Here is a 12,081-nt window from a genome sequence, read left to right as displayed (position 1 = left end):
AAATCCAATTGATAATTGATTGGTAAGTAAAGTACAGAACTATGGATTTAATCACCTTTAAGATCATACTAGTCGTCAGTCTCTTTGCACTTTCCTTGGGGATCGCAGCATATTCTACTTGGGGAGAAAGAAAACTGGCCGCTATTTTACAAGACCGTATTGGCCCAAACCGTGCGGGTCCCTTTGGACTCTTGCAACCTTTAGCAGACGGAGGAAAACTCTTCTTTAAGGAAGGCTTTATTCCGCAAAATGCAGAACGCTTCCTTTTTATCTTAGGACCTTCTATTACGATGTTTATCGCCTTAATTACAGGCGCGGTTATTCCTTGGGGAAAAACATTAAACATCGGGGGAGATTCCTTTGCCTTGCAAGTCGCTAACATTGATGTCGGGGTTCTGTTTCTGATTGGAATGGTTTCCATTGGGGTCTACGGAATGATGATTGGAGGTTGGGCCTCGAATAACAAATATTCTCTTATAGGTGCCATTCGTGCTTCTTCACAGATGATCTCATATGAGCTCGCCATGGGACTATCTCTTCTCTCCATCATTATGATGAGTGGAAGTTTAGATCTAATGAAAATCGTAACGGATCAAGGGACGGGAAAGCTATGGGGACTTTTTTCTGTGGATGGCCTTAATTGGAATATCTTTTATCAACCCTTAGCCTTTATTATCTTTTTTGTAGCGGCTATGGCAGAAACCAATCGACATCCTTTTGATTTGCCTGAATGTGAATCTGAACTTGTTAACGGATATATGACGGAATATTCCTCGATGAACTTTGGGATGTATATGTTTGGAGAATACGTAAACATGTTCATTTCTAATGCCTTAATTGCCACCTTATTCTTCGGCGGATTTAATTATCCCGGAATAGAATGGGTTACTCAAAATTGGGGTGAAAACGTAGCGGGAATCCTGAGCATCGTCTCCATTCTCGCAAAATCTGTGATTGGCATTATGATCTTCATGTGGATTCGTTGGACCATTCCAAGATTCCGCTACGATCAATTGATGCACTTGGGCTGGAAATCATTAATCCCACTTGCCCTTTTAAACCTTGTTGTCACAGGAGCTGTAATTTTACTTGCAGGCGCTTAAAAAAAATAAACATTTTGTAGATCGAAAGGGAAAACCCTTAAGATCCAAACCAAAATAGAATCAGATGAAATTAACAAACAGATCCAAAGTAGTTTCCAATAAGGAAATGACTTTTATGGAGAAGCTATACCTCCCGGAAATTGTAAAAGGAATGGCCATCACGCTGCGCCACGCAATTGAAGGTCCAAGAGGAAAAGTCTTTTCATATCCTGAGGTAGAAAAGCCTCGTGCGAAAGTATGGAGAGGTCTTCATGTCCTGAAAAGAGACGAACAGGGAAGAGAACGTTGTACTGCTTGTGGTCTTTGCGCTGTGGCCTGCCCTGCAGAAGCCATTACGATGACGGCCAGTGAGCGTACTAAGGACGAAAAAAATCTATACCGCGAAGAAAAATACGCTTCGGTTTACGAAATCAACATGCTTCGATGTATCTTTTGTGGTATGTGTGAGGAGGCTTGTCCTAAGTCTGCCATCTATTTAACCGATCGACTCGTGGATGTAGAATTAAACCGTGGATCTTTTATCTATGGAAAAGAGAAATTAGTGGAGGATATCAACAATCGAATTGATATCACAGAGCGTCAAAGTGAACTTCAAAAAAAGGCCGTAAAGTAATGGAACAGTTTTTATTTTTCTTAGTGGCAGCAATTGCCCTAGCGAGTGCCTTTTACTTTGTCTTTGCAAAAAGTCCAATGTACGCGATTCTTTCTTTAATCGTTACGATGTTCTCTATTGCAGGAATGTATGTACTTCTAAACGCTCAATTTTTAGGGATCGTTCAAATCATCGTGTACGCGGGCGCCATCATGGTTTTGTTCCTCTACATACTTATGATGCTAAATCTAAATGAGATGGACGAAAGTAAGAAGCAAAACACTCTTAAATTTATTGGTGTTTTTGCAGGAGGAATCCTACTTATCGGAATGCTCGGCGCATTTAGAGGTGTGAGTGAAAACATTTATGCTGCAGAAGGAACCGACTACACAGTAGGACTTACAAAAAACCTAGGTCGCTTGCTATTTAATGAATATGTACTGCCTTTTGAATTGGCCTCTATCTTAATCCTAGCTGGGATTGTAGGAGCGGTATTAATCGGTAAAAGAGAATTATAAGTTATGGGAGACGTTAATACATTTATTCAAACCGTGCCACTGAACTATTTCATAGTTCTATGCACACTGCTTTTTTGCTTAGGAGTTACGGGAGTGCTTCTGCGAAAAAATGCCATCATTATTTTAGGGTGTGTAGAGCTGATGCTAAACTCAGTAAATCTTTTGCTTGCAGCCTTCTCTAGTTATAGTGGAGACGGACACGGTCAAATTCTAGTGTTTTTCATCATGGTTGTAGCCGCTGCCGAAGTCGCTGTGGGACTCGCCATTATTTCTATGTTGTACCGAAATACAAAATCGGTAGACATAAGCATCTTTAACAAACTAAGAGGATAACAAACAATGGAAAATTTGGTTTACGCAATCGTATTATTACCTCTCCTTGGGTTTGTTTTTAACGGACTCTTTGGAAAAAACTTACCGAAAATCGTCGTAGGCGCGATCGCCTCACTCATGGTTTTAGGTTCCTTTTTAATTGCGGGGTATCTCTTTTTAAACTTCCAAGCGGACTCAGCGCCTGTGATTGTACGCGCTTTTGAATGGTTTACCATTCATGGAATGCAAATTAATTTTAGCTTTCAAATAGATCAACTTTCCTTAATGATGATTCTAATCATCACAGGAATTGGGTCTCTTATTCACTTGTACTCGATCGGATACATGCATACAGACAAAGGGTTTCATCGCTTTTTCGCGTATTTGAACCTGTTTATCTTTATGATGCTGCTGCTTGTCATGGGATCCAATTATGTAATTCTATTCATTGGATGGGAAGGCGTAGGACTTTGTTCTTACCTACTCATTGGATTCTGGTACGAAAACAAAGAATTTGGGAAAGCAGCACGGAAAGCTTTTATCATGAACCGTATTGGAGACTTAGGTCTACTAATGGGTATTTTCATGATTGCCCAACATACCAATGCACTTGACTACCTATCGGTGGCTCAAAACGCATCCCTATTTCAACTCGATTCAGGTGTGATCATATTCATCTGTGCCTCTTTGTTTATCGGTGCCGTAGGTAAATCCGCTCAAGTACCGCTTTACACATGGTTACCCGATGCGATGGCAGGACCAACCCCGGTTTCAGCTCTAATCCATGCTGCTACAATGGTTACTGCGGGAATCTACCTTGTGGTTCGTTCAAACTTCTTGTATGTCCTTGCTCCTACCGTAATGGATGGAATCCTTTTCATAGGACTTCTCACTGCCTTACTGGCCGCGTTCTACGCGTTGAGACAAAATGATATCAAAAAGGTTCTAGCCTACTCCACAGTTTCACAACTTGGATTTATGGTCGTTGCCTTAGGAGTTGGAGCTTACTCTGCTGCTATGTTTCATCTTATGACACATGCCTTTTTTAAAGCCCTTTTATTTTTAGGTTCAGGTTCCGTCATTCACGCGATGAGCGGAGAACAAGACATGCGCCTAATGGGAGGACTTAAAGACAAAATTAAAATCACGCACATTACCTTCTTAATCGGTACGTTTGCTATATCTGGAATGCCCCTCTTCTCAGGAATGATTTCCAAAGATGAAATCCTTGTGGCTACTTGGGCGAAAAATCCACTTTATTGGGTACTACTCTTCGCCATTGCCGCGATGACCGCTGCCTATATGTTCCGTCTTTACTACTTGACCTTCCACGGAAGCTTTAGAGGAACCAAGGAACAAGAAGCGCATCTTCACGAAAGTCCTCTGAATATGACTCTGCCCCTTGTGATCTTAGCGGTCCTATCGGTCGTGGGAGGATTCTTAAACCTACCGCATCTCATTGCGGAGGGTAAATTTGCAAACCTAGAGCACTGGCTTAGCCCCGTTCTAACCGATACGGCCAAAAGCCAAATTCAGGCGAATTTAGAGGGACTGAGTCATACCACTGAACTGATTCTTTTAGCCCTTACTATAGCGATGTTCTTTATCGTATGGATGGTCGTAAGACACCTTTACGTAACGAAGAAAAAACTAGCCTTAGAAGATTCAAAATACACAGGATGGGAGAAACTCTCTGCTCGGAAACTATACATCGATGAGCTATACAATGCCCTAATTGTACGCACCGTCGAGGGACTGGGTCGTGCAGGTAAAATGTTTGATGTTTCCATCCTGGACAAAGCGGTAGATTTCGTAGGAGAAGGTGCCGAAGAAAGTGGAAAATCCATGAAACGTCTACAAAACGGAAACGTAGAGAACTACGTACTCGTGATGGCTCTTGCCGTCGGACTTATTTTGATCGTTAACTTTATATTACAATAGTAATGTCGTATCATTTATTAGCATTATTACTGCTGCCCCTATTAGGCGCTATCGTTCTGTTTTTCTTGAAAGGAAAAAGCAGCAAGTTTATTGCCTTAGGCCTTTCCATCGTTCAATTGATTGTGACTCTGTGCACCTTTAGTGGTCTGGACTCGTCTTTAACGGTGAACCAAGTATTGCAGCATGAAATTAACTATCCGTGGCTTCAATTTGTTAAGAGTACCCTGCATTTCGGGATCGACGGCATGTCTATGCTGCTGCTCTTACTTACCAACATTTTGGTGCCTCTGATTATTTATTCTTCGTTCAATGAAAAAAATCCGTACCGATCTAGCTTCTACGCATTAATTCTATTGATGCAGTTTGGACTCGTTGGAGTGTTCACGTCGCTAGACGGACTTTTATTCTACATCTTTTGGGAAGTTACTTTAATCCCAATCTGGCTCATCGCAGGACTTTGGGGTCAAGAGGACAAAAAGCTTAAGTTTACTACGAAATTCTTCGTGTACACTTTTGTGGGCTCTTTGTTTATGCTTGGTGGATTTATCTACGTGTACCTTTACTCTCCTTCGTTTGCCTTAACCGACATGTACAATGCGGCTCTGAATTTAAATCAGCAAACTGTTGTTTTTTGGTTTATTTTCTTTGCGTTTGCCGTCAAATTACCGGTTTTCCCGTTTCATACATGGCAACCCGACACCTATACATATTCTCCTACTCAGGGAACCATGCTTCTTTCTGGGATCATGCTTAAAATGGCGATTTACGGGATTTTCCGTTATCTCCTCCCGATCGCGCCGGACGCCGTTGCAGGTATATCCGGAACCATTGTTCTGGTTCTTGCTATCGTAGGAGTCCTCCACGGCGCCTTAATTGCGCTCATACAAACTGACATCAAGCGAATTTTCACTTATTCCTCGTTCTCTCACGTCGGCCTGATGGTCGCAGGTATTTTTGCTTCAGCCCTACTCGTACTTAAGGGTACGTGGACAATTGAAGGAGGAGAAGGAGCTTTGGTGCAAGCGTTTGCTCACGGATTTAATATCGTGGGACTGTTCTACTGTGCGGACATCTTAATTAAACGATTCCAAACAAGAGACATTCGCCAAATGGGTGGCCTTGCCAAAACGGCCCCTAAATTTGCGGTGCTCTTTATGATTGTATTACTTGGATCTGTAGGACTCCCCCTAACCAATGGTTTTATCGGAGAATTTATTCTACTAAAATCCATCTTTGATTACAATGTCCTAGCGGCTATTATCGCGGGAATCACGATTATTTTAGCTGCTGCTTATCTCTTTAGAGCTTACGGTCATACGATGTTAAATTCAGGTGACCCTGCTATTCTGGAGAGTACAAAAGATTTATCCACCTCTGAATTTATCGTCATGGCTACCCTTGCAGGGTGCGTGATTTTCTTTGGTGTTGTACCCGGACCCATCCTTGATTTGGTCGGAAGTTCATTGACGTTTATCTACCAATCCATGGTAAACTAATAAGTATAAAATGAGTGTATTAATTATTGTTTTCATAAGCGCAATTGCAGCCCTATTTTCTGGAGTTTTCAACCAAGGAAAATATGCACGCTACCTTGGAATCGCGGGACTTTTAGTCGCCCTGTATGTAAGTTATTTGCCAGAACCTTCGTTCTTTCTTAAGTACCATTCGATGTACGAATACGGAGCCAATACGGCCCTGTTTACAAAACTTACCCTAGTCATTACCCTATTAATTTTCTTCTTAGGGGGATTCTCTTTCAACAACCACCGCTCACATCAATCTGAGCTATATGCTTTGATGCTATTTTCGGTTTGTGGAGCGATTGTACTCTTTGGGTATCAAAACTTAGTTACTTTATTCTTAGGAATTGAAATTCTCTCCATTCCGCTTTATGTTTTGGCGGGAGCAAGCAAAACCAACTTACGATCCAACGAAGCCTCGGTTAAATATTTTTTAATGGGTTGTTTTGCAACCGGATTCCTACTCTTTGGTATTGCTTTAATCTACGGAACTTCCGGAAGCTTTGATCTCTATCAGATTCACCAATATGCAATTGAATATCCTTCGAACTTAATGCTAATCATGGGAGTGATCATGATGATTGCAGCGATGGGATTCAAGGTAGCACTCGCTCCTTTTCATATGTGGAGTCCGGATGTTTACCAAGGTTCTCCTTCGCTTGTCACCACCTTTATGATGAGTGTCGTTAAAATTGCAGGATTCTATGCTCTCTTTAGATTGATGACCATTGCCTTTATTGGGGTCTACGATCAATGGTTCAATATTTTAGGAATTATGGTGATCATCACCTTGCTTCTGGCCAACACCATGGGACTTGCTCAGACCAATGCAAAAAGAATGCTTGCCTACTCTTCTGTATCGCACGCAGGGTATATCGCACTTATTTTTTATGGGCTCAACTCTCTCTCTACTTATAACTTAGCCTTCTACCTATTTGTTTATGCAATTGCATCGGTGGGGGTTATGCTCTGCCTAATTTGGGTCGAAAAACTAAAAAGAGAGACCTCGTACAACGCCTTTAAAGGGTTGGCGAAAACCGAACCTATCCTAGCTGTGGTTGCGACCATTTCTCTACTATCGATGGCAGGAGTGCCATTAACCGCAGGGTTTATGGGGAAATTCAGTCTCTTTGCTCAAGCCATGGACGGCGCCGCCTTTTTGGTGCTTGTCGCCATTCTAGGATCTGCTGTTTCCATTGCCTATTACCTACGACTAATTATGGCTATGTTCTTCTTTAAAGAAACTACTTTCAAGACGTCCGAAACTTCCTCTTTAACGTACAAAATCGTGGCCTTGTTCGTAATAGCTGTGCTCATTGCTTTAGGAGTCTATCCTGATCTCTTTGCCATGCAGTTTGCAAGCTAAGGGGTTTACATAAAAAGAAGAAATGGCCTTTCCAATCTGGAAAGGCCATTTTACGTAAAGGAGTACCGCAACTTTCAAAGGATTCCTCACTTAAAATTTGTAACTTTACCCTAGTTATAATTTAAAAACAAATCCCCATGAAAAAACTATTTGTACTCGCTATTAGTGCATTCTTTACGCTTAATGCTTGTAAAAAAACAGAATCCACTTCCTCTGCGCACGCGCATGAAGCGGCGATGTCCCATCCGCAAGATTCCCTCCAGGAACCGGAGATAAATGCACAGATGGCCACGCTTGAATTAAACGGCACTGATCGCTGGGAAACCAACCCTGAAATGCTGCCCTTCATCCAAAAGCAAGAAACCCTGCTTGCAGATTTTAATGCCTCAGAAAAATCTTATTCCCAGCTAGGGAAAGAAATGATTGAGGCCAACGAAGAACTTATCAAAAGTTGCACGATGGACGGGAGATCGCACGAAATCCTTCATGTATGGCTAACAGAGCATATGCATGCCTTGGAAGCGCTCGCGGGAAGCACAGATAAAGAGCAGGGAGAAAATGCACTTCATAGCTTAAAAACTTCGATGAGCACTTACCATAAGTATTTCAAGTAAGAATATAATTTGAAATTGGAGTCGAAGGAGGATTCCTCTCTAAAGAGAAAGCCGTCCCGATAGTAGGTATCGAGACGGCTTTCTTATTTGCTTTGTATTTATTTACTTTTCGAAAACAAGGTAACCAGAGACCGGTAAATCAAACTTGACTTTTCCAGTAAGTTCCTTTTGGCTTTTATCAAATACGTTCGTAAAAGTCCCCTTCACATTTGGATCCTCGAGTTCGAACTGAACTGGCTGTTTAGAAAAATTTAAAAGAGTAAGAACCTCTTTTTCCCCATTCACTCTTAAATACGCTAGGACTTTCTCTTCCTCACTCGTGTTTAACCAATAGGTTTTCACTTTTGGATCTCCCCCGCGAAGTGCAGGATTCGAAGCTTTCAACTCTAATAGGGTTTTATAAAAGCTATGTAGTTCGGGCTGAGAAGTCCAAGGAATTGGATCTTTCTCAAAAAACTCTAATCTTTTGGTTTTAAGCGGCAACTCTTGTCCGTTGTAAATTAAAGGAACTCCGTTCCATGTGACGGAGAAAACGGCAAGCGGTTTGGCAAAAACACCGTATTTTTCGTATTCTGTCCCATTCCATGTATTCTCATCATGGTTGGAGGTGAACCAGGCGCGCATAGAGTTATCTCCAATATCAGAGTAGCGCTGTAAAAGTGATTTTAGCTCACTTAGAGGTAAATCTTTCTCATTAAAATCTTTTGTTTTGTGCATCCAATTCCAAATGTAACTAGCGTCAAAAACTTTTCCATATTCAGGCGTGTCTAATTCATCAAATTCTCCAAGCCAAAATAGAGGTCTTACCTGATCTATTTCCGCTCTAGCCTCCTGCCAAAAATCCACTTCAACCCAAGATGCGAGGTCACATCGGAATCCATCAATGCCCGTGTTTTCTACCCAAAACTTCATCGCATCGATCATGGCTCTTCTCAACTGAGGTTTGCTATAATCTAGTTCAATAATATCCTCCATACCGGAAGCGATTTGAAACGTATCCGTTTTAGGATCTATCAAATAATATTCGGGATGAGTTTTGGTCCACGTATGGTCCCAACCGGTGTGGTTTGCGACCCAATCGATAATTACTTTAAAACCCATGGAATGCGCCTCATCCACGAGATGCTTAAAATCTTCAAGACTCCCAAATTCAGGATTAATCGACGTGTAATCGGCGGCCGCGTATTGGCTTCCTAACGTTCCCTTCTTTTGCTCCTGCGCAATGGGAGTAATGGGCATAAACCAAAGTGTCTTCACACCCATATCCTTTAGTCGTGGAAGGTGCTTTTCAAAGGCTTTAAAGGTCCCCTCAGGCGTATATTGTCTAATATTTACTTCATAAATCGTAGTTGTGTGTTTCCACTCACTTGGAGTCTCACTCATGGTCTTATCGTTTTTAGGGCTATTGCAACTGAAAAGAAAAAGGCTTAGTGCTGCAAAAAGGATCATTTTATTCATAGTACATCGATTAAGTTTAAGTCGGTTGATTGCTTCTTCTTGGCGCAATCCGGCCAAAGCTTAACGCACAAATCTACGGATTTGAAGCGAAAGTTACCCAATTAAAAAGCTGCACTCTTTAAAAAAGTGCAGCTTTATTTATGATTGTGTGTAGGCCTGTTAATCCAAATCCTCCTCAAAAGAGGAATCAGAATACCCCTCAGCCTCATCGTCGTCAAAGTCGAGCGAATCGTCATCAAAGTCGGCATCCGAAAAATCATCGTCAAAACCGAATTCATCGTCTTCTCCACCTACCTTCGGACCTCCTTTTGGTTTGGCTGCGCCCTGTTTGCTCGGCGCCTTGAGAGGCACGTTTCCAAATCGAAATACCGTTATGGGGTAGTTAACCGACGGTTTCTCCTCGTTAATTTCAATGAGTTCCAAGAAAAACTCCCATAAATCTAAGAGTCCATATTGAAACTGTACTTTATCGCCCGCGGTTTCAAAGGCTTCACTTACGTAGATGTCAGACATTATTTCCCCGTCACCTAAATCACTCATGTCTTCTAACGGAACGCTTTTATAAACGGTCCCGTCGGATTCTAATAAGTTGAAATTGGACAGCTCTTCTCCTTGAAGAGAAAATGCACTTTTGATTCCTAAATGCAGGTTCCATAGAGTTTGTTTCCCTTTGATTTCAATATCGCGAAAGATGTCTTCCCTTGTATCTAAAATAATACGGATTTTGTAAACCATAGTCTTTTCAGCACTTTAATTTTTATTGATTCGTTTGCTCTGATTAGAGCTGCAAATATATAACAATTGCAAAATCCTTGTCGAGAATTTTGTAAAAATAAATTCAAAAAAAAGAATTAAATTCCGACCCTACATTGGGGCTTTTTCCAAAAAGAAACCAAACTTCGTGCCCTCTAGATACACGCTCTCCACGTGAATCGACTCGTTATGAGCCTCCAAGATATGCTTCACGATTGCAAGTCCAAGTCCGCTACCTCCTTCCCGGCGATTTCGGCTGGATTCTACGCGGTAAAACCTTTCAAAAATACGAGGAAGAGCCTCCGGCTTCATTCCCATCCCATTGTCCTCCACCTCGATAAGTACTTTGCTTTTTAATACGGTCGTACGAACCGTTATTTGAGGTTTTTGGCGATTGGCGTAATGAATCGCATTGGAGATTAAATTGATCAGCACCTGCTCGATTTTTTGTTTATCGGCGAGCACATAGACCTGGGGTAAGGCTCCTGTAATGCTTAATTTCGCATTGCGCGATTGCGCTTCTAAATCTAGCATATCAAAGACTTCACGCGTTAAGCTGTGGATTTCGAATTTAGACACCTTTAACTTTATCTCTCCCGCTTCAAAACGATTAATCATGTCCAAATCATTCACAATGGTCAAGAGTCGCTCTACTGATTTCCCTACTCGGGTTAAATACTTATCGCGAATGCTTAAGTTCTCTACGGCACCATCAATCAAGGTCTCAATGTATCCTTGAATGGAGAATAGCGGAGTCTTTAGTTCATGCGAAACATTCCCGATGTATTCCTTTCGGTAGGTTTCCATCTCGTTAATCATATCGAGTTCACTCGCGCTGCGGTTGAGTTTTTCCGAAAGCTCTTTAAATCCAATGTTATTTGGATCGGCAAAAAAATCCTTCGGAAGCTCCGTCGCCATTTTTTGAATTTGCTTTCTGGAATAATAACGAACCAAATAATCCACGCCCACATAAGTGATAAAGAAAATAAGCAAACTACTGATAATAAAAAGCAGGATGTTATCGTTAGGGCCATCGTAGGCACCTTTGTAGTAATCATACATCAAAACGATAGCCGTAATGGCTAACGTCATGAAAAGGGCCGCTATGGAGGAGAGACGGTTCAAAACAGAAGTTGAAATTTAAATTAGACCACTAACTTATATCCAATTCCCTTTAGGGTTTGGATGCGGCGGTCTCCTAATTTTTCGCGGAGTCGGCGAATGTGCACATCGATGGTACGTTCCCCAACGATCACATCATTTCCCCAAACTTTCTCTAATATTTCTTCTCGCTTAAAAACCTTTTGTGTATTGGAGGCTAGAAGATACAGCAGATCAAATTCTTTCTTAGGGAGTAGAAATACTCTTCCTTCTTGCGTGACTCGGAAGTTATCTTTGTCAATAATTAAATCCCCTACTTCCAGTACATTATTCACCTCCTCACTTTTGCTTGTGAGTTGCAAAAGAGCATTAATTTTTGAAATAAGAATCTTAGGTTTAATGACTTTGACGACATAATCGTTTGCGCCAGCTTGGTATCCTGCTAGTTGGGAGAACTCCTCTCCTCGTGCTGACAAAAATACAATCAAGGTAGATTCTAAAGATTTGATTTTTCGAAGTTCTTGACAGGTTTCAATCCCGTCTTTCTCCGGCATCATCACGTCAAGTAAAATTAAATCTGGATTGATTTCCCGCGCCTTTTCAATTCCTTCGGTCCCGTTATCGCAAGCAAAGACTTCGAAGCCTTCCTTTTCTAAATTATACGATAGAATTTCCAAAATATCGTGCTCGTCGTCAATTAAAAGAATTTTTTTTCGGCTCATTTTTTAAGCGGTCAGGTATTAAAGAGGTAAAGTTAGCTAATTTCATTGAGTTGGGCCACTCGGTTCGCAGTGTGTTTACAC

Annotated in this window: 12 protein-coding genes; 8 read left to right on the top strand and 4 right to left on the bottom strand. The window is 41.5% G+C overall.

Features of this window, described 5'->3' with window-relative positions; all coding sequences use genetic code 11:
* Window positions 1-41 precede the first annotated feature (41 nt).
* The 8 genes from nuoH to AC3IRX_RS09765 all read left to right on the top strand — a co-directional run bounded on the left by nuoH (window position 42) and on the right by AC3IRX_RS09765 (window position 7,966).
* Complete coding sequence (gene nuoH / locus AC3IRX_RS09800) at window positions 42-1,103, top strand: NADH-quinone oxidoreductase subunit NuoH (RefSeq protein WP_459084501.1); 1,062 nt, start codon at window positions 42-44, stop codon at window positions 1,101-1,103.
* 64 nt (window positions 1,104-1,167) lie between these two features.
* The gene (locus tag AC3IRX_RS09795) at window positions 1,168-1,716 is read left to right on the top strand and encodes a NuoI/complex I 23 kDa subunit family protein (RefSeq protein WP_489210067.1); all 549 of its coding nucleotides are present in this window, start codon (window positions 1,168-1,170) and stop codon (window positions 1,714-1,716) included.
* Window positions 1,716-2,213, top strand: a complete 498-nt coding sequence (locus tag AC3IRX_RS09790) for an NADH-quinone oxidoreductase subunit J family protein (protein ID WP_489210066.1) — start codon at window positions 1,716-1,718, stop codon at window positions 2,211-2,213. Before AC3IRX_RS09795 ends, AC3IRX_RS09790 begins: the two co-directional genes overlap by 1 nt.
* Window positions 2,214-2,216: 3 nt before the next feature.
* On the top strand, window positions 2,217-2,546 hold the full coding sequence (gene nuoK, locus AC3IRX_RS09785; protein ID WP_459084496.1) for an NADH-quinone oxidoreductase subunit NuoK: 330 nt from the start codon (window positions 2,217-2,219) through the stop codon (window positions 2,544-2,546).
* Between the two features lie 6 nt (window positions 2,547-2,552).
* Window positions 2,553-4,466 (top strand): NADH-quinone oxidoreductase subunit L, encoded by a 1,914-nt coding sequence (nuoL, locus tag AC3IRX_RS09780; RefSeq protein WP_489210063.1) that lies wholly within the window; start codon window positions 2,553-2,555, stop codon window positions 4,464-4,466.
* Window positions 4,467-4,468: 2 nt separating this feature from the next.
* On the top strand, window positions 4,469-5,962 hold the full coding sequence (locus tag AC3IRX_RS09775) for a complex I subunit 4 family protein (protein ID WP_489210062.1): 1,494 nt from the start codon (window positions 4,469-4,471) through the stop codon (window positions 5,960-5,962).
* 10 nt (window positions 5,963-5,972) lie between these two features.
* On the top strand, window positions 5,973-7,352 hold the full coding sequence (locus AC3IRX_RS09770) for an NADH-quinone oxidoreductase subunit N (protein ID WP_489210061.1): 1,380 nt from the start codon (window positions 5,973-5,975) through the stop codon (window positions 7,350-7,352).
* A 137-nt stretch (window positions 7,353-7,489) separates the two neighbouring features.
* The gene (locus AC3IRX_RS09765; protein WP_489210059.1) at window positions 7,490-7,966 is read left to right on the top strand and encodes a hypothetical protein; all 477 of its coding nucleotides are present in this window, start codon (window positions 7,490-7,492) and stop codon (window positions 7,964-7,966) included.
* A 102-nt stretch (window positions 7,967-8,068) separates the two neighbouring features.
* On the opposite strand, the gene AC3IRX_RS09760 is transcribed toward AC3IRX_RS09765, so the two are convergent.
* From AC3IRX_RS09760 to AC3IRX_RS09745, 4 genes are all read right to left on the bottom strand, one after another.
* The gene (locus tag AC3IRX_RS09760) at window positions 8,069-9,424 is read right to left on the bottom strand and encodes an alpha-amylase family glycosyl hydrolase (protein ID WP_489210057.1); all 1,356 of its coding nucleotides are present in this window, start codon (window positions 9,422-9,424) and stop codon (window positions 8,069-8,071) included.
* 159 nt (window positions 9,425-9,583) lie between these two features.
* Window positions 9,584-10,159, bottom strand: a complete 576-nt coding sequence (locus AC3IRX_RS09755) for an IS1096 element passenger TnpR family protein (protein WP_489210055.1) — start codon at window positions 10,157-10,159, stop codon at window positions 9,584-9,586.
* 129 nt (window positions 10,160-10,288) lie between these two features.
* A complete protein-coding gene (locus AC3IRX_RS09750; protein ID WP_489211485.1) occupies window positions 10,289-11,269 on the bottom strand; it encodes a sensor histidine kinase in 981 nt (326 codons plus the stop codon).
* Between the two features lie 53 nt (window positions 11,270-11,322).
* Entirely contained in the window at window positions 11,323-12,000 is a 678-nt protein-coding gene (locus AC3IRX_RS09745; RefSeq protein WP_459084487.1) for a response regulator transcription factor, read from the bottom strand.
* Window positions 12,001-12,081 lie beyond the last annotated feature (81 nt).

The organism is Epilithonimonas sp. KH_059, from assembly GCF_057838485.1.
Note: the sequence above shows the minus strand (reverse complement) of the source record. Positions and strands in the feature narration are given on the sequence as shown.

Bases quoted from the DNA above. Each gene is read 5' to 3' on its own strand.
- nuoH (WP_459084501.1), top strand. From the start codon at position 42: ATGGATTTAATCACCTTTAAGATCATACTAGTCGTCAGTCTCTTTGCA.
- AC3IRX_RS09755 (WP_489210055.1), bottom strand. From the start codon at position 10,159: ATGGTTTACAAAATCCGTATTATTTTAGATACAAGGGAAGACATCTTT.
- AC3IRX_RS09775 (WP_489210062.1), top strand. From the start codon at position 4,469: ATGTCGTATCATTTATTAGCATTATTACTGCTGCCCCTATTAGGCGCT.
- AC3IRX_RS09790 (WP_489210066.1), top strand. From the start codon at position 1,716: ATGGAACAGTTTTTATTTTTCTTAGTGGCAGCAATTGCCCTAGCGAGT.
- nuoK (WP_459084496.1), top strand. From the start codon at position 2,217: ATGGGAGACGTTAATACATTTATTCAAACCGTGCCACTGAACTATTTC.
- AC3IRX_RS09765 (WP_489210059.1), top strand. From the start codon at position 7,490: ATGAAAAAACTATTTGTACTCGCTATTAGTGCATTCTTTACGCTTAAT.
- AC3IRX_RS09770 (WP_489210061.1), top strand. From the start codon at position 5,973: ATGAGTGTATTAATTATTGTTTTCATAAGCGCAATTGCAGCCCTATTT.
- AC3IRX_RS09750 (WP_489211485.1), bottom strand. From the start codon at position 11,269: ATGACGTTAGCCATTACGGCTATCGTTTTGATGTATGATTACTACAAA.
- nuoL (WP_489210063.1), top strand. From the start codon at position 2,553: ATGGAAAATTTGGTTTACGCAATCGTATTATTACCTCTCCTTGGGTTT.
- AC3IRX_RS09745 (WP_459084487.1), bottom strand. From the start codon at position 12,000: ATGAGCCGAAAAAAAATTCTTTTAATTGACGACGAGCACGATATTTTG.
- AC3IRX_RS09760 (WP_489210057.1), bottom strand. From the start codon at position 9,424: ATGAATAAAATGATCCTTTTTGCAGCACTAAGCCTTTTTCTTTTCAGT.
- AC3IRX_RS09795 (WP_489210067.1), top strand. From the start codon at position 1,168: ATGAAATTAACAAACAGATCCAAAGTAGTTTCCAATAAGGAAATGACT.